We start from the raw sequence: 18,341 nt of genomic DNA, 5'->3' as shown, positions 1-18,341 counted from the left end.
CTATTCGCCCCAAACAGATGGTCTGTCTACCCCAAACGCATGATGTATGTTGCGGCAACTTTATTCGCTCTTGATGCTCTTTACCGGATTTTCATTGGCAATGCACCATGCCTTCAATACCACGGTAGCAACGATAAACAACAGCAACAGACAACCTACAAGAATATATCCGCCTATAGGGAATGGCACAACATCAGAGAACTGGCTCGCCCAAAGCTTTCCGGCCCGGCATGCTCCCCCAATACCTATGGCGACAGACGGAATGGCCAGCCAAAGCACATCTCTTGACAATAACAGCAAAATACTTTCCGTCTCCGCTCCATTCACTTTACGAATGGCAATCTCTTTTGAACGCAGGCGGATTTCATCATTCACATAGCCTATCAGTCCCATCAGAATGATAAAGAGTATGGTCAATGAAACCAGCAGGGTGACATCACGAAATACCCGTACAGACTCGGCATAACTGCGCATTTCCTGCTCCACCGAACGGAATACGAGGCTTTTCTGAGGATAAATCCGATGCATCTCTTCATTGAGGCGGGCGAGATTTTCATCCAATGGCTCTTTGAGGCGAACATGCAGGGTGGCAGCTGTCTTCCCCGTCCATTCCACCATCACCGGCAAATTATCGTTGGGCATATCGGCAAAACTGAAACTGTCTAACAGCCCGACAACAGTGCCATAATCATTCACCCGCTTGCCTATGGGGCTGTCTGTCCAATTCATCTTCTCACAAAAGACACTGTTGACAAGCAACTGACCTTCTCCCGTCAAGTTATGCCCCTCTTTCAGTCTCAGACCAATGAAAGGAAGAAAATCACTGTCGAACCAGGTATTACGAGGATAGAAAAGCTCGTTACCCTGATTGTCAAGAATTGGCTGGTTAGAACCGAACCACAATATAGGGCGTTCTGCCGAAGCAACCCCTTCCACATAAGGCAAACTGCCGACAAGACTACGCAGGCTATTGCCATCCACTTCCCGCTGGGTGGTATATGCCACACGTTCAGGACGCCAACCACGGTCACGCGTCGTTACATAACTGTACTGTGAAACGACCATCAGCATCATCCCCAGAATGAATGCCGCTCCGATGAACTGAACAAAAAGCAGTACCCGTTTCCAGCCGCGGCGTCCGGAAGAGTAGCGGCGGAACACTTGTGTCACCGGAATACGAGCGAAAAGCATGGCAGGCAGGCAACCACCTAAAATAAACAGTAACAGTATCACCGACAATGGTGCCCAAAGATTCTGCCAGTCAAAAAGAGCACTGAGAGGTACAGCTGCCAATTCTTCCATTTTTTCGTGGAAAATATACACCAGCAGTCCAATGAGCAGCAAGGCAAGCCCTACTACTATAGCAGTCTCTACCATGAACATGGAAAAGATGCTACTTCCCGAAGCACCGCTGCATTTGTGTACACCGATGGCCTTGGCACGCTGTGTCAGCGAAGCCACGGAAACGAGTACATAATTCAATGCGGTCGTAAAAAGCAGCACGATACCCAGGAAGAACATAATCCAAATCATCTTCCGTACTTGAGGAGTCTCGACATGCAGATTATGGATAGGGACAATACGTACGCTCAATTCTAAACCACTTTCCGGTGGAATATGACGGGCAATAGCTATGGACATACGCTCATTCAGCCAATCAGCATCCTGCGGGCTGCGCAGCCTGAGATAACCGTCGTAGTTTCCGCCGCTTTGCCAACCTAGGTTCCACTTCAGATGCCGCCCTATAGTAGGAAAGGAAATGATTGCCTCTGGACGCCTCTCCAAAGAAGTGTTCAACGGAATATCGGCAAAGATACCCTTCACGAGCAGTGTAGTCTGATATCCCCCAAAATCATAACGCAGTGTTTTCCCTATCGGATTTTCGTCACCGAAGGCCTCCTTTGCTGACTTGGCAGAAAGGAATACGACATCCGGACCCGCCAAATCCTGTGGATTGCCTTCTATCATCTCCAAACCGAGTACAGAAAAATAAAGTGTATCTGCCATCACCGTGGACATATCTAATTGGCGCTCACCCAACTGGAAACTATTATCAAAAAGAGAACAGCTCACTGTGCTACTTTCCACTTGTTCCGGAAACTCTTCGGCAATGGCAGCCGGAATCGGAATGATGGTAAAGCGACTTTCGTTACCTTCCAACACTCCATTTTTCAACCAACCCGTCTTCACAATATAAAGGTTATCCGAATCATGATAAAAGTTATCAAAACTCAACTCGAATGCAATCCGTGCAAATAGAAATACAGACATCAGCAGTCCCAATGCCAAAGATACAATCTTAATGGCATTGGAACCTTGCTTGTGCAACAAGCTTTGTAATGTATAATAAATGTGCCGCCTCATAATTTCCTGAAGTTATTCTTTATTCACTCTTGATACTGTCTACCGGATTCTCATTGGCAATCCGCCATGCCTTGAATACTACACAACCGATGATGAACAATAGTACAATGCATGCAATAAGCAAGAATCCGCAGATACCAAAATCCACTCCCTCCACAAACTGCTCTATCCAGACACCGCCTATATACCAGGCTCCCAGCCCTCCAAGAAAAACGGCCGGCAAGGATATCCAGAATATATCCTTCGAGAAAAGCCGGAGAATGGATGACGCTTCCGCACCATTCACTTTACGGATGGCAATTTCCTTGCTGCGGCGTTGTATCTCGTCATTGATGTAGCCAATCAACCCCATTAACGTAACAAAAAGGATGGTTATGGCAGCCAGTAAAGCCGCATTACGGAAATCCGTGACGGTACTGTTCTGGTCGTCAATGACCTTTTGGAACGAGGAAAATACAATGTCACGGGTGGGAAACAGCTTCTCCATGTCTTCGTTCAAACGCTTGAGGTTATCGTCAAAAGGCTCTTTCAGACGTAATTGGATGTTTCCGGAAAATCGGTCAAGATAAGTTGCATACATAGGTTGCACCGCCACATAAGCGGCATTGGATGTGGCAAAGTCTTTCAGTACACCTACAATATTGCCCGCTATGCGATCGCCGTTGCGCACTTGCCTGCCTATCGGTTTATCTTCCCAATGCATCATTTTCAAAAATGTTTCATTGACCAATATCTGCCCAGGAGCATCCATATTCTTGCCTTCCGCAAATTCCAACTTCATAAACGGGGCATAGTCCTTGCCAAATTCCACCCAACGCATGCTCATCCACTGCCCGTTATCAGTCGTAACCCCTTCTCCACTCAATCCGTCTGTAAGAAGATTACCGCTACAAGCTCCATCTTCCACATAAGGCAAAGAAAGCATCACACTACGATTTGCATCGCTTTCCGCATCCGAGTCAAAGGATACGCCCGAAGCATAAGCCACCCGGTGGTAATCGAATCCACGTTCTTTATTGGTGATGTAATGGCTCTGCATAAGCACCAGCCCCAACAAGCCGAAAATAAAAGAGGTACCGGCAAACTGCACAAACAAGAGCGGACGTTTCCAGCCTTTCTTGCCTTCGGTGTACCGGCGGAAAACCTGCGTCACCGGAATGCGGGCAAAAAGCTGCCCGGGCAACATGCCGCCTATCATAAACAAAATGACTATCACTGAAAGCGGTGCCCAAATGTTTTCCCAAGAGAAAAGACCGGCAAGACTAACGTCGAGCATGTCCTCCAACGGCTCACGGAAATTAAATAGAAGCAGCGCTACGAGCAGCAAGGAAGAAAGCATGATGACTCCGGTCTCCCATAAGAACATACCGAAAATAGTTCCCGTATTTGCCCCACTACATTTATGTACGCCTATAGCTTTGGCACGACGGTTCATGGCTGAGATGGAAATAAGCACATAATTCATCGCCACAATAAAAAGTATGGCGGTTCCCAGCGTCAACAGAATCCATACCATACGCATGGTACTGATACCAAATTCCATACGGTAGTCCTTTATCGGAACCAGACTGATAAACACATCATCGCTCTTGCGCACCTGCTCGGCAAGTTTCTCTATTCGGGTGTTCACATCGTCCAATTGCACCCCCGGGCGCAGACGGACAAAGGACATATAGCTGTCTCCACCTCCCCACCCCCAGTATCCCCAATGATGCTTGAAGGAGGTAGCCAGAGACATCACGACACCACTTCCATAGAAACTGGAGTTTTCGGGAAAATCTTCAAAAATGCCCTTCACGGTCATTGGCATCTGTTTGTTATAGACCACCGTCTGCCCGATGGGATTCTTATCGGCAAACATGCTGCCGGCCAGCTCCCTGCTGATGAAGACCACCTCCGGATTATTCAGCTCGCGAGGGTCTCCACTGACAACATCAATGCCCATAGTGGCAAAGAAACAAGAATCGGCCGTCATGGCATTGGTCTGGAAACGGCGTTCATTGGCAAACCAAGCCGAATTGCTCCACCATTGCTGGGTGACGGTAACACTCTCCACCTCGTCAGGCAGGTTTTCGGCAATGGTACCAGCCACCGGTCCAAGAGTTATATGCGAAGGATGATACTCGTTGTTGTAATACCATACTGTTTTGACAAGACACAAACGTTCATGGTCCTTGTAGCAGGTATCATAATTGAGCTCGAATGCCTGACGGGAAAAAATGAGGATACTGACTGCCAACCCCAGTCCCAAGGAAATAATCTTGATGAGGTTGGAGCCTTTTCCTCGTATCAGTGTCTGAAGAGTGTAATATAGTTGTCTCATGGAAGTTGTTTTAAAAGTCTGTTACAAATCCTGCGCTGCCACACTTGCCACCACACTACCGTCGAAAAGATGTATCGTGCGGTGTGCAAACGAGGCGTCGTGCTGGCTGTGGGTCACCATAATAATCGTAGTACCCTCTTTATTCAGTTCTGTCAACAGATTCATCACCTCAGCTCCGTTCTTGGAGTCCAAGTTACCGGTAGGCTCATCGGCGAGTATCAGCTTGGGATTGGTTACGACCGCACGGGCTATCGCCACACGCTGCTGCTGACCGCCGGAAAGCTGTTGCGGGAAGTGTTTGGCACGGTGGCTGATGTTCATCCGCTTCAGAATATCCTCTACCATGCGTTTGCGCTCACTTGCCTTCACGCCGAGGTACGTAAGGGGAAGTTCCACATTCTCGTAGACGTTCAGTTCGTCTATCAGGTTGAAGCTCTGGAACACGAATCCCAGCTTGCCCTTGCGCACACGGGTACGTTCCTTTTCCTTCAAGTCCGCTACTTCCTGACCGAGCAGCTTGTAACTGCCCTCCGTAGGATTGTCCAGCAGCCCGAGGATGTTCAGCAAGGTGGACTTGCCGCAACCTGACGGTCCCATAATGGCTACAAACTCCCCCTCCTTTACATCGAGGCTGACGTGGTTCAATGCTACTGTCTCTACTTCCGAAGTACGGAATACTTTGCTGATGTTGTTAATTTCAATCATGATATTCTATGTATTAATATTATTATCATTCGCTCTTAATGCTGTTTACCGGGTTCTCGTTCGCTATCCGCCAGGACTTCCAAAGTACGCAGGCTACGATAATCACCAAATTGGCCATCACTACCAGTACGTATACTGCCCAACTGACGGGAATACGCTCCGCGAACTGTTCCATCCACATTCCGTTGACATACCATGCCAATACCGTACCGATGACAACTGCCGGAGCTGCCACAACGAGTATATCCCTTGACAACATTTCCAAGATGCCAGAAGCCTCTGCGCCGTTCACTTTGCGGATGGCAATCTCCTTGCTGCGGCGGCGCACCTCATCGGTGGTATACCCAATCAGCCCCATCAGCATGATGAAGAACATGGTCACTGCCGCCATCAAAGTGGCATTGCGGAATACACGGACAGAATTATAGCTGTTCTCTATCCTTTTCTCATAACCGGTAAAGTCAATAGTCTGGTCATGGAAAGCCTCGGCTACATCGTGGTTCAACTTCTGCAGATTTTCGGTAAAGGGTTCTTTCAAACGGACATGTACCGTTCCATAAAAATTCTTGTTTCCCCGGGCTATGAAAGGCATCTTCTCGGTTCTGAAACTCTCTATCTGGAAATCCTTCAACTGCCCTACGACCTTGAATGTATTCCCTTCGGTATATACCGTACGGCCCACGACGTCGTCTCCCCAACGCATCATCTCGGCAAAGGTCTCGTTCACCACGACTTCCTCTTTATCGCGCGCCATACGTCCCGTCTTCATAGTCATGCCCATCAAAGCAGGAAAGTCCTCGCGCATGAAATAAGAAGAACGACAAGAGAACAGTGCCTGCCCGCTCTCACTATGAATCATCGAACCGCTATATCCGCTAATGGGCGTGCTGTTGGCGCTGGACACCGCTTCCACGTAGGGCAATCCCTTGAAGAACTGATAAGCCGCATCACGCGTCGCTTCATTATCCCAGTAGGCATTGCCTATGGCTATCTGCTTGGGATTATACCCCATATCCTTTTTCAGTACATACTGGTATTGCGACATCACCACACACATCAATCCACTAATGAATGCCACGCCTGCAAACTGGACAAACAGCAACGGACGCTTCCAGCCCTTCTTCCCCTCGGTATAGCGGCGGAACACCTGCGATACGGGAATACGCGCAAAGAGCCGGCCCGGCAATACGCCTCCCACTATAAACAGCAGAAGCACTACCGACAACGGTACCCAGATACGCTCCGGAGCCAACAAGGTGGAGAGCTTTACAACGACCGTGTCTTCCACAAAATCGCGGAAGTTGAGCATTATCAACGCCATCAGCAGCAATGCCGCCACAATGATGATACCCGTTTCCAGCAAAAACATGCTGAAAACCGTGCCACCGCTCGCACCGCTGCATTTATGTACGCCTACCGACTTGGCGCGGTAGCTCAAAGAGGAAATGGAAATCAGCACATAGTTCAACGCCGCAATGAAAAGAATGGCAAAACCAAGAATGCTCATGATGACACGCATCCGCTGCACATCATCATAATTGCGGTATGTATCACGGATGGGCTGCACAAAAGCCGTGTAACCGTACTCTTTCTTATCTTCTGCCGGGCGATATTTGTCTATCATGGCATCAATACGCGCATTGACAACAGATTTGTCGGCACCGGGACGGAAACGGATAAACTCTACCCAACTGTCTCCCCCGCTCCACGAGTAGTTATTCCAGTTGCGGCTCCACAAGGTAGGCATCGAGATAACCGCTTCCGGATTGATTGTGGCGTTCTCAGGCAAATTGGCATAGATTCCCTTCACCGTCAGGTCAAACTGATGGTCATAATTAAGCGTTTTCCCTATAGGATTCTCCTCACCGAACACTTTCCTTGCAAAGCGTTCACTCAAGAAAATAATATCCTTCTGCACCAAGTCCTTTTCGGGATTGCCGTTCAGGACGTCGATGCCCATAGTACGAAAGAACAGCGAATCGGCTGCAATCTTCCTGTCATCAAGACGCACGCTTCCATTGTAAAGAGGAGCAGATACCATAGACGTGCTCAAACTTACTGCCGACTCCACCTCTTTGGGGAAGTTCTCCAAAATGGCCCCTGCCACGGGACCGCAATTCCACTCTTGAGGCTCAAACTTCTCTCCTTTCACCGAGAATATCGACCATACCTGATACAAGTTATCATAATCCTTAAAGCAAGTGTCAAAACTCTGTTCATATGCCACGCGGGAGAAAAGCAGAATACTCATCGTCAATCCCAATCCCAAAGAAATGACCTTGATGATATTCGAACCGCGTCCCCGCAGTAAAGTCTGAATTACATAATAGATTTGTTTCATTCCGTTTATCGTTTATTAGATTTATTTTCTTGCTTTTCATATTGCAGAAAGCGTGCCAAAGAATACACAAACCTGATTATCAGCGCATATCGTATTTCAGAAGAAGACAAAGGTGTCTAATTTTTAGACACTCCCGTCTAAAAATTAGACAGAGGCCGAATCTCTGTTCAGCCTCATAGAACAAAAAAAAGGGAAATTAGAAAAGAATCCATAAGAATGAAAACTTTACCTTTGCCCACAGTTTTCTAAAGATAGAGTATAAACGTAAAATGAAGCACCTGCACATGAAATTCCCCAAACTCTTATATCCTTCATTCCTATGCCTGCTTATAGCCGGCTGCGACATGATAGATTATCACCCTTACGATGTACACATCAGCGGTGAAACCGATGTCAATGCCCACAACATTGCCCAAATAGAGCAGAACTGCCAGAACAAGACAACAATCCGGTTCGTAACAATGGGTGATTCCCAGCGCTGGTATGACGAGACCGACGACTTTGTAAGCCACCTCAACAAGCGGGACGACATAGATTTCGTCATTCATGGCGGAGACGTCAGTGACTTCGGTGTAACAGACGAGTTCCTTTGGCAACGGGACATTATGAACAAACTCAAGATACCCTATGTGGTACTTCTCGGCAACCACGACTGTCTGGGCACGGGCGAAGAGACTTATCGCGTAATATTCGGAGACCCCAATTTCTCCTTCATTGCAGGACGGGTAAAGTTTGTCTGCCTGAATACCAACGCCATCGAATTTGACTACTCCCGCCCCATTCCCGACTTCGAGTTTCTTGCCGCACAGATACGCGACCATGAAGAGGAATTCGATAAAACCGTTGTGTCCATGCATATACGCCCGTTCTGCAACGAGTTCAACAATAATGTGGCACACGTATTCCAGCGTTACATCAAGGAATTTCCCGGACTGCAGTTCTGTACATCCGCACACGAACACCATCGCTTCGAGAAAGACCTCTTTGAAGATGGGATAATGTATTACATGAGCGACTGCATGAAGAACCGCAATTACTATATATTCACCATAACCCCCGACGGATATGAACGCGAAGTGGCATATTATTAATCACCTGGCATGCGCCGTCGTCTTCTTGTCGGTATGCTCTTTTTCTGCTTTTTCACAAGAGAGAGATACCATCTTCATCATAGAACACGATACCGTATGGATGGACCTGCAACCGGATGCCGTCATTGAAAGCCAGACCAGAGAGAACCGTTATGACCGCCGCGTACACCGCTACCGCAGGCATTGGGAGGCCTTGATTCCGACGCACACCAAAATTCAGTTTGCCGGCAATATGGGGTTGCTGTCATTCGGTACCGGATGGGATTACGGCAGAAGAAACCAATGGGAAACAGACGTATTCTTCGGAGTATTGCCCAAATATGACTCCAAACGTACCAAGCTGACATTCACTGTCAAGCAGAACTACCTTCCCTGGAGCCTGCAAATAAAACAGAGCCGTTTTTCTGTAGAACCGCTGGCTTGCGGTATGTATCTGAACACGGTATTCGGCGATGAATTCTGGGTCAATGAACCGGAACGCTACCCTAAAGGATATTATGGTTTCTCCTCTAAGGTACGCATCCATGCATTCTTAGGACAGCGCATCACTTACGACATCGACCCGCAACGACGGTTCACGGCCAAAGAAATCACTTTCTTCTATGAAATAAGTACATGTGACCTATATGTAGTCAGCGCCTTCACCAACAAGTATCTGAAACCCAAGGATTATCTGAGCTTGTCATTTGGCATCAAACTGCAACTGCTATAAATTTTTTCAGTACCGCCATGAGCTCTTACTGAAGTTGCTACAAACTAATTTCTGTTTTACTTAAATCTATTCGTCCCACAATCGTTATATTATCGTCCGACAGCTGTTGAATTATCGTCCAACAGTTATCGGACGATAATTCAACAGCTGTCGGACGATTAATTCTTAGTAAGCAAAAATATAGAATAAAGCGGCATAAGGATTTGCTAAATGAGAAGGAGAATCTTAATACTTTGAAAACTGAGAGATTTACCGAATATAATACAGATAAATCATTAACTTTGCCTGCAGAAAACAGAAATAGTTTATGGCAAAAAAAAATGGAAACATCCTGATTGTCGATGATAACCGAGGCGTACTTACCGCCTTGCAGCTTTTGTTAAAGCCATATTTTGAAGGGATAATCACACTTCCCTCTCCCGTAACCCTGCCCAGCGTATTGCGAGAAAGGTCATGGCAAGTGGTTCTTCTTGACATGAACTTCACCTCGGGCATCAACACCGGCAACGAGGGACTATACTGGCTCCATGAAATAAAGAAGCTATGTCCCACCCTGCCCGTAGTGCTGTTTACCGCTTATGCCGACATTGACCTTGCCGTACGGGGAATCAAGGAAGGAGCCACAGACTTCGTCGTGAAACCCTGGAACAATCAGAAACTGGTGGAAACCTTACTGAATGCCGTATCAGCTTCTGAAACAAAATCTCCGGCCAACGGCCCAAATGCCGGACGTACGGCAGAAAGCAGCCACCTGTTTGCAGATACCCGCAACATGTATTGGGGAAACAGCCCCGCCATGCAGCAACTTCGCCTCTTGGTGGAAAAAGTGGCCTCTACCGATGCCAATATCCTTATTACGGGCGAGAACGGTACCGGTAAAGAGATGCTGGCACGCGAAATTCACTCCCTTTCACCGCGCAACCGGCAGGAGATGGTAAGTGTGGATATGGGTGCAGTCACCGAAAGCCTTTTCGAAAGCGAACTGTTCGGCCACGTGAAAGGCTCTTTCACCGATGCCCATGCCGACCGTGCCGGCAAGTTCGAAGCAGCCAGCCGCAGCACCCTCTTTCTCGATGAAATAGGCAATCTCCCCTACCACCTGCAAGCCAAACTGCTGACCGCCATCCAACGCCGCAGCATTGTCCGTGTAGGCAGCAACACTCCCATTCCCGTAGACATACGGCTGATTTGCGCCACAAACCGCAATCTGCCCGAGATGGTGGCAAAAGGCGAATTCCGCGAGGACTTGCTGTACCGCATCAATACGATACACCTCGAGATACCCTCGTTGCGCGAGCGGCCCGAAGACATCATCCCCCTTGCAGAACTTTTCATCGCCCGCTTCTGCAAGCAATATGACAAGCCCCCCGTCAAGCTGACGGACGGCGCCTGCGAGAAGCTTACGCTCCACCCCTGGTACGGCAATATCCGCGAACTGGAACATGCCATCGAAAAAGCCATTATCATCTGTGACAACGAAACCCTTCCTGCAGAACTGTTCCAGCTGGCACGGCGAACCGGCACTCCCGAAGCAGCCGCATCCACGCTCGAAGAAATGGAAATGCAGATGATACGGAAGACGCTCGACAAATGTAGCGGAAATCTCTCTGCCGTCGCCGCACAACTGGGTATCACCCGCCAGACGTTGTACAACAAAATGAAGAAGTATGGCCTTTAATTATTCATTCCGCGTTGCCGTCAGTCTGGCAGTAGCACTCCTTGCAGGGGTGATGTGGACTGTAGACGTATTTTGGGGCGCGCTCTGTACCGCGCTGCTTCCCATAGCCTTGTACTGGCAGCAGAAGCTATACCGCCATCATGTGCGGAAAGTGCTTTTCATGCTCGACGCCATCGAAAACAACGACAATGCCATCCACTTCTCCGAAACGGAAAACACTGCCGACGCACGACTCGTGAACCGTGCATTGAACCGGGTTGCCCATATACTTTATAATGTGAAAAGTGAAACAGCCCAGCAAGAAAAATACTACGAACTCATCCTGGACTGCGTGAATACCGGTATCCTTGTCCTGAACGACAATGGTGCCGTATATCAGAAAAACAGCGAAGCCCTCCGTTTGCTGGGCCTCAATGTCTTTACCCACGTCAGCCAGCTGAACCGCGTGGATCCGCGTCTTTCGTCCCTTCTTGCCAATTGCCGCCCGGGAGACAAATTGCAAATGCCTTTCAACAACGAGCGAGGCACTGTCAACATGTCTGTCCGCGTCAGCGACATCACAGTCCGTAAAGAACATCTGCGCATCCTCGCCTTGAACGACATCAACAACGAGCTGGATGAAAAGGAAATAGATTCCTGGATTAGGCTTACCCGCGTACTGACGCACGAAATAATGAATGCCGTCACTCCCATAACCTCCCTGAGCGATACACTGCTGGGACTGACCGAAGCGCAAGTTTCCAAAGAAGAAATCAGAAACGGCCTGCAGACTATCAGCAGTACAGGCAAGGGCCTGCTCTCTTTTGTGGAATCATACCGGAAATTCACCCGTATTCCCACCCCCGAACCATCCTTGTTCTACGTAAAAAGCTTTATCGAGCGGATGGTCGAACTCGCCCGTCACCAGCACCCCGATGTCCGGGTCACCTTTCATACGGACATCGCGCCAAGCGACCTTATTCTATATGCCGATGAAAACCTGGTATCACAAGTGGTCATCAACCTACTGAAAAATGCCATACAAGCCATCGAATCGGATAAAAATACAGATAAAGAAGGACATATCAACATACGTGCCTACTGCAACGAAGCGGAAGCCATACTGATAGAAATTTCCAACAACGGACCTGCCATTCCCAATGACATTGCCGAACACATATTTATCCCCTTCTTTACGACCAAAGAGGGCGGAAGCGGTATTGGATTGAGTATTTCCCGGCAAATAATGAGGCTTTCCGGCGGAAATTTATCCTTATTGCCTGGTAAAGAAACCACCTTTATTTTAAAATTCAATTGAACTATTTTAGATTTGTATTTGTTAAACACATTGCATATCTTTGTACTATTAGACATAAGAAACATCACATTTCAAACTATATAGCATAGAATTTATGATATTTACAGCAGGAAACATACTACTTATAGGTTCCATATTACTTTTCGTCAGCATCATTGTCGGCAAGACCGGCTACCGTTTCGGAGTGCCTGCGTTATTGCTTTTCCTTGTCGTCGGTATGCTGTTCGGCAGTGACGGATTGGGATTGCAGTTCCACAACGCCAAGGAAGCACAGTTCATCGGCATGGTTGCACTCAGCATCATTCTGTTCTCCGGTGGCATGGACACCAAGTTTACGGAGATAAAGCCCATATTGACTCCCGGCATTGTTTTGTCAACTGCAGGAGTGCTGCTCACGGCCCTCTTTACCGGATTATTTATCTGGTGGCTGTCCGGCATGAGCTGGACCAACATCCACCTGCCATTGATAACCTCCCTTTTGCTTGCATCCACCATGTCATCTACCGACTCAGCCTCTGTATTCGCCATTCTGCGTTCACAAAAAATGAACCTGAAGCATAATCTGCGCCCCATGCTGGAACTGGAAAGCGGTAGTAACGACCCGATGGCATATATGCTGACAATCGTGCTGATTCAATTCATCCAGTCCTCCGGAATGGGAGTTCCCCAGATATTGGGCTCTTTTGCCATACAGTTCATTGTCGGTGCCGCAACCGGTTATTTCCTCGGAAAGCTGGCCATCCTTATGCTGAACCGGCTGAATATAGACAACCAAGCACTCTATCCTATCCTGTTGCTGTCCTTTGTATTCTTCACCTTCTCCATCACCGACCTGCTGAAAGGCAACGGTTACCTGGCCGTGTATATCGCCGGAATGATGGTAGGCAATAACAAAATCATGCACCGGAAAGAGATTTATACTTTTATGGATGGACTGACCTGGCTTTTCCAAATCATCATGTTCCTCTGCCTCGGTCTGCTTGTCAACCCCCATGAGATGCTGGAAGTTGCAGTCGTGGCATTGCTCATCGGCGTCTTCATGATTGTCGTGGGACGCCCTCTCAGTGTTTTTCTCTGCCTGCTGCCTTTTGGCAAGAGAATCACCCTCAAGTCACGGCTATTCGTATCGTGGGTAGGATTACGTGGCGCAGTACCCATTATCTTTGCCACCTATCCCGTGGTGGCTAATGTGCCCGGTGCCCATGTCATCTTCAACATCGTATTTTTCATAACCATCGTCTCACTGATCATCCAGGGTACCACAGTCTCCTGGGTAGCCCGGCTGCTGGGCCTCTCCACCCCGCTGGAAAAGACCGGAAATGATTTCGGAGTTGAACTGCCCGAAGAGATTGACTCCAACCTGCACGACATGACCATTACACAAGAAATGCTGGAGCAGGCAGACACCCTGAAAGACATGAACCTGCCCAAAGGCACACTGGTGATGATTGTAAAACGTGGCGATGAGTACCTCATTCCGAACGGAACATTAAAACTTCATGCCGGTGACAAGCTGCTTCTTATTTCGGAAAATAGCAAGGAATAAGAATTACAGATAAGTTTCTATCCGTTTCAGGGCAAGAAAAAAGTGGAAACTATTTGCTTTGCATCACTATAAGACCTATCTTTGCGCAGTTTTAACTAAAGTGTGCAACAGCTGAATGGAACAAGAACAAGGGTTCATCGATTATATAGAACAAAGCATTATTAAAAACTGGGATCGCAACGCCCTGACAGACTACAAAGGAATTACACTGCAATACAAAGATGTAGCACGGAAAATAGCCAAATTCCATATCGTATTGGAAAGCGCCGGCATCAGGCCCGGTGACAAGATTGCCGTTTGCGGACGTAACAGTGCACACTGGGCAGTCGCTTTTCTGGCGACGGTTACCTATGGAGCTGTCATCGTTCCCATTCTGCATGAGTTCAAAGCCGACAATATCCACAACATCGTCAACCATTCCGAAGCCAAGCTGCTGTTTGTCGGCGACCGGGCATGGGAAAACCTCAATGAAGAGGCAATGCCCCTGCTGATGGGTATCGTACTGCTGACGGACTTCACTCCGGTGGTTTGCCGCAACGAGCAGCTGATGGAGGCTTTCGAACATCGCAACGTCCTCTATGGCACACGTTTCCCCAAGAATTTCCGCCCCGAGCATATCAGTTACCGCAAGGAGGAATCCCCCGAAGAACTGGCTGTCATCAACTATACTTCGGGCACGACGGGATATTCCAAAGGGGTCATGCTTCCCTATCGCAGCCTTTGGTCCAATGTTGCATATTGCCATGAGATGCTTCCTGTACGTCCGGGCGACCATATTGTATCCATGTTGCCTCTGGGACATGTATTTGGTATGGTGTACGATTTTCTATACGGTTTTTCCGCAGGCGCCCATCTGTATTTCCTTACCCGTATGCCGTCTCCCAAGATTATTGCACAGTCATTCTCCGAAATCAGGCCACGGATCATTTCGTGTGTACCGCTTATCGTAGAAAAGATTATCAAGAAGGATATCCTGCCCCGGATAGACAATAAAATAGGCAAGCTGCTATTGCGGATGCCCATTGTCAACGATAAAATCAAGGCTGACATGCGCAAAAAGGCAATGGAAGTATTCGGCAGTAATTTCGATGAAATAATCATCGGAGGAGCACCGTTCAATGCCGAAGTGGAACGCTTCCTGAAGCAGATAGGCTTCCCCTATACCATTGCATACGGAATGACGGAATGCGGCCCCATCATTTGTTCCAGCCGCTGGGAAACATTGAAACTGGCCTCTTGTGGCAAGGCAACCACCCGCATGGAAGTAAAGATAGACTCTCCCGACCCTCAGAACGTGGCAGGAGAAATAATCTGTAAAGGTGCCAATCTGATGCTGGGCTATTACAAAAATGCCGAAGCGACTTCCCAAATCATCGATGTAAACGGCTGGCTGCACACCGGCGACCTTGCAACGATGGATACCGAAGGATATGTCACTGTCCGCGGACGCAGCAAAAACATGTTGCTCACAGCCAGTGGTCAGAACATCTACCCCGAGGAGATTGAAAGCAAACTGAACAACATGCCCTATGTGTCCGAATCACTGATCGTATTGCAGAAAGACAAGCTCGTGGCTCTTATCTATCCGGATTTTGACGATGCATTCGCCCATGGTATGGAACAATCGGACATCGAAAAGGTTATGGAGGACAATCGGAATGAATTGAATCTGCAATTACCGGCCTACTGCCAGATAACAAAAGTCAAGATACACTTCGAGGAGTTCGAGAAAACGGCAAAGAAGAGCATTAAAAGATTTATGTATCAGGAAGTAAAAGGGTAAGGGGAATGTGTCAAAACCTTCTTTAACGCTTTATTTTAGGCGCGGATGACGCAGATTTCACGGATTTAGTTTATTGAATCCGCATTATTCCGCGTAATCCGCGCCTAATATTATAACATTATAAAAGTCTTCATGTGCTTTTGACACATTCGCATCCTTTTTGTTAACAAAAATAGAAGCAAAGGAATAAACGGCTAATAAGTGTTATAAAACATACTTTTTTAGTTGGATAATTTGCAGATTTATCAAAAGTCCGTATCTTTGCAATGTGTTTTTCATAGTATTAGATTTAAGGTTAATAAAGGTTGGAGTACAGCGGTACTCCTTTTTTTATGCCCGTAAATCAGATATTCCCGGAAAGCCTCTTCAGTCCCTTCAATACAGATTTATCTTTCACCTCCATGATGCTGATGGCATAGCCGCCACCGGAAGCAGCTTTCAGTTTCAAGACCGTTTTGGGAGAAACGATACCTTCACGGATAACATAAGCTTGCGGATTTGTCTTATAATCGGCATCTTTTGCATCGGCATAGACGGTTGCAATATACTGCTTGTCTGCATCCAGGAAGTCCAGTTTCAGAGTTGAAGCATGTCCGTGCTCACTGCTGGTACAACCGATAAACCAGTCATTCGTACCTTTTGCCTTACGGGCAACAGTGATGTAACGTCCCGGCTCAGCTTCCAGATAGCGGCTGTCGTCCCAATCCACAGCCACATCTTTGATGAACTGGAAAGCATCCATGAAACGCTCATAATTCTCAGGAAGGTCGGCAGCCATTTGTAGAGGGCTGTACATAGTGACATAAAGTGCCAGCTGACGCGCCAAGGTAGTATTGGCATGCGTATGGCTGTTCGGATTCAACTTATTGATGTCCATTTCAAAGATACCGGGCGTATAGTCCATCGGACCACCCTGCAAACGGGTAAACGGAAGTACCGTTGTGTGGAAGGGCTTGTTACCGGCAAAAGCCTCGTACTCCGTGCCTCGGGCAGATTCATTGCCTATCAGATTGGGATAGGTACGGCATAAACCGGTCGGACGTACCGCTTCATGGGCATTGACCATTATCTTGTGTTTGGCAGCTTCGGTCACGGCGTATAGGTAATGGTTGTTCATCCATTGTCCATAGTGATGCTCGCCACGGGGAATCATATTGCCTACGTAGCCACTCTTTACCGAATTATATCCATATTTATTCATCAGACGGTAGGCGACCTCCATGTGCCGCTCATAGTTACGAACGGAAGCCGATGTTTCATGGTGCATCATCAGACGGACGCCCTTGGAATGGGCATATTCATTCAGATACTTGATGTCAAAATCGGGATAAGGAGTCACGAAATCGAAAACATAATCCTTGGAATTACCGAACCAGTCTTCCCAACCCGTATTCCAACCCTCCACCAATACCTGGTCAAAACCGTGTTCGGCAGCAAAGTCTATGTACTTCTTCACATTAGCCGTGTTGGCCGGATGAATGCCGTTCGGTTTCATCTTGGAATAGTCCGTATCATCCAGTTTCACAGAAGGGAGGTCAAAAGTATATGCCCAGGGCTTTCCCCCTGCAATCATTTCCCACCATACGCCGACATATTTCACCGGCTTAATCCAGGAGGTATCATCATACTTGCAAGGCTCATTCAGATTGAGAATCAAATTGGAGGCCAGTATCTCGCGGGCATCATCACTGACTATGACCGTACGCCAGGGAGTATGGCAGGGAGACTGCATATACCCTTTATTTCCTTGGGCATCCGGGGTCAGCCAGGATTCAAAAACGAGGTTCTTGTCATCCAGGTTGAGATGCATGCAAGAGTAGTCTACCAAGGCTGCCTCGTGCAGGTTAAGGTACACTCCATCAGCTGTTTTAAGCTGTATGGAAGTCTGGACACCCGTCGGCGAAAAGACAGTTTGTGACGCATTGTCACTCACAGCTCCCTGCAGCAGTCCACGGATTTCAGAGAGTTTGGACTCCGTGTAATCATATTCCTGGGTATCATAATCTCCCGGAATCCACCAGGCAGTATGGTCGCCGGTCATGGCAAACCGGGAATGCTCTTCCTTTATCACAAAATAAACCAGATTCTTCTGTTGCGGAAACTCATAACGGAATCCCACGCCGTCATCATATACCCGAAAACGGATATTCATAAAACGAGTGGTAGACGGTTGTTCAAGTTCTACCAGCAATTCGTTGTAGTGGTTGCGGATATCTTTTGTTTCCCCCCACACCGGTTGCCAGGTTTCATCGAAAGTGGAAGTAGAAGTCCTTACTACTTTGAAACCATCCATCAGGCTGGTAGCTCCTTTCAGTTCCAATCCCAACGTACTGGGATTGATGACAGGAGCCCCTTTATAATCCACCTGATAGGCTGGTCTCCCGTCTTTTGTCAGTTCAAAATCCAGCTTCACCATGCCCGAAGGGGATGAAATGCCTTCAGCATTCCCCGCCAGGGCAGAAAAAAGCAAAGCTGCGCTAAGTACAAATTTCTTCATAATA

Annotated in this window: 11 protein-coding genes; 6 read left to right on the top strand and 5 right to left on the bottom strand. The window is 47.8% G+C overall.

Annotated features, from left to right (window positions below; all coding sequences use genetic code 11):
• Window positions 1-60: 60 nt before the first annotated feature.
• From DXD78_RS07195 to DXD78_RS07180, 4 genes are read right to left on the bottom strand one after another with little or no spacing between them, the layout of a single operon-like run.
• The gene (locus tag DXD78_RS07195; protein WP_009038364.1) at window positions 61-2,364 is read right to left on the bottom strand and encodes an FtsX-like permease family protein; all 2,304 of its coding nucleotides are present in this window, start codon (window positions 2,362-2,364) and stop codon (window positions 61-63) included.
• Between the two features lie 19 nt (window positions 2,365-2,383).
• A complete protein-coding gene (locus tag DXD78_RS07190) occupies window positions 2,384-4,687 on the bottom strand; it encodes an ABC transporter permease (protein ID WP_009038363.1) in 2,304 nt (767 codons plus the stop codon).
• A 21-nt stretch (window positions 4,688-4,708) separates the two neighbouring features.
• Window positions 4,709-5,392 carry an ABC transporter ATP-binding protein gene (locus DXD78_RS07185; protein WP_008664472.1) on the bottom strand — a complete coding sequence of 228 codons (684 nt, stop codon included), beginning with the start codon at window positions 5,390-5,392 and terminating at the stop codon, window positions 4,709-4,711.
• A gap of 25 nt (window positions 5,393-5,417) precedes the next feature.
• Complete coding sequence (locus DXD78_RS07180) at window positions 5,418-7,733, bottom strand: FtsX-like permease family protein (protein ID WP_009038362.1); 2,316 nt, start codon at window positions 7,731-7,733, stop codon at window positions 5,418-5,420.
• 284 nt (window positions 7,734-8,017) lie between these two features.
• Between DXD78_RS07180 and DXD78_RS07175 the strand changes: the two genes are divergently transcribed.
• The 6 genes from DXD78_RS07175 (at window position 8,018) to DXD78_RS07150 (ending at window position 15,840) form a co-directional block, all read left to right on the top strand.
• Window positions 8,018-8,824 (top strand): metallophosphoesterase, encoded by an 807-nt coding sequence (locus DXD78_RS07175; protein ID WP_034529839.1) that lies wholly within the window; start codon window positions 8,018-8,020, stop codon window positions 8,822-8,824.
• Entirely contained in the window at window positions 8,799-9,536 is a 738-nt protein-coding gene (locus tag DXD78_RS07170; protein WP_005827685.1) for a hypothetical protein, read from the top strand. The genes DXD78_RS07175 and DXD78_RS07170 overlap by 26 nt, the downstream gene beginning before the upstream one ends.
• A gap of 307 nt (window positions 9,537-9,843) precedes the next feature.
• Window positions 9,844-11,214 (top strand): sigma-54 dependent transcriptional regulator, encoded by a 1,371-nt coding sequence (locus tag DXD78_RS07165; RefSeq protein WP_009038360.1) that lies wholly within the window; start codon window positions 9,844-9,846, stop codon window positions 11,212-11,214.
• Window positions 11,204-12,511 carry a PAS domain-containing sensor histidine kinase gene (locus tag DXD78_RS07160; RefSeq protein ID WP_008664461.1) on the top strand — a complete coding sequence of 436 codons (1,308 nt, stop codon included), beginning with the start codon at window positions 11,204-11,206 and terminating at the stop codon, window positions 12,509-12,511. Before DXD78_RS07165 ends, DXD78_RS07160 begins: the two co-directional genes overlap by 11 nt.
• Window positions 12,512-12,605: 94 nt before the next feature.
• A complete protein-coding gene (locus DXD78_RS07155) occupies window positions 12,606-14,057 on the top strand; it encodes a potassium/proton antiporter (protein ID WP_009038359.1) in 1,452 nt (483 codons plus the stop codon).
• Between the two features lie 115 nt (window positions 14,058-14,172).
• Window positions 14,173-15,840, top strand: a complete 1,668-nt coding sequence (locus DXD78_RS07150; protein WP_009038358.1) for a long-chain fatty acid--CoA ligase — start codon at window positions 14,173-14,175, stop codon at window positions 15,838-15,840.
• A 343-nt stretch (window positions 15,841-16,183) separates the two neighbouring features.
• Here DXD78_RS07150 and DXD78_RS07145 read toward each other — a convergent pair whose 3' ends face one another.
• Window positions 16,184-18,337 carry a glycoside hydrolase family 97 protein gene (locus tag DXD78_RS07145; RefSeq protein WP_009038357.1) on the bottom strand — a complete coding sequence of 718 codons (2,154 nt, stop codon included), beginning with the start codon at window positions 18,335-18,337 and terminating at the stop codon, window positions 16,184-16,186.
• Window positions 18,338-18,341 lie beyond the last annotated feature (4 nt).

This window comes from Bacteroides sp. D20 (genome assembly GCF_003436255.1).
Taxonomy (GTDB): Bacteria; Bacteroidota; Bacteroidia; order Bacteroidales; family Bacteroidaceae; genus Bacteroides; species Bacteroides uniformis.
Note: the sequence above shows the minus strand (reverse complement) of the source record. Positions and strands in the feature narration are given on the sequence as shown.

Excerpts from the sequence above, each read along its gene's own strand:
- DXD78_RS07170 (WP_005827685.1), top strand. The coding sequence starts at position 8,799 with ATGAACGCGAAGTGGCATATTATTAATCACCTGGCATGCGCCGTCGTC.
- DXD78_RS07190 (WP_009038363.1), bottom strand. The coding sequence starts at position 4,687 with ATGAGACAACTATATTACACTCTTCAGACACTGATACGAGGAAAAGGC.
- DXD78_RS07185 (WP_008664472.1), bottom strand. The coding sequence starts at position 5,392 with ATGATTGAAATTAACAACATCAGCAAAGTATTCCGTACTTCGGAAGTA.
- DXD78_RS07165 (WP_009038360.1), top strand. The coding sequence starts at position 9,844 with ATGGCAAAAAAAAATGGAAACATCCTGATTGTCGATGATAACCGAGGC.
- DXD78_RS07175 (WP_034529839.1), top strand. The coding sequence starts at position 8,018 with ATGAAATTCCCCAAACTCTTATATCCTTCATTCCTATGCCTGCTTATA.
- DXD78_RS07155 (WP_009038359.1), top strand. The coding sequence starts at position 12,606 with ATGATATTTACAGCAGGAAACATACTACTTATAGGTTCCATATTACTT.
- DXD78_RS07195 (WP_009038364.1), bottom strand. The coding sequence starts at position 2,364 with ATGAGGCGGCACATTTATTATACATTACAAAGCTTGTTGCACAAGCAA.
- DXD78_RS07160 (WP_008664461.1), top strand. The coding sequence starts at position 11,204 with ATGGCCTTTAATTATTCATTCCGCGTTGCCGTCAGTCTGGCAGTAGCA.
- DXD78_RS07150 (WP_009038358.1), top strand. The coding sequence starts at position 14,173 with ATGGAACAAGAACAAGGGTTCATCGATTATATAGAACAAAGCATTATT.
- DXD78_RS07180 (WP_009038362.1), bottom strand. The coding sequence starts at position 7,733 with ATGAAACAAATCTATTATGTAATTCAGACTTTACTGCGGGGACGCGGT.
- DXD78_RS07145 (WP_009038357.1), bottom strand. The coding sequence starts at position 18,337 with ATGAAGAAATTTGTACTTAGCGCAGCTTTGCTTTTTTCTGCCCTGGCG.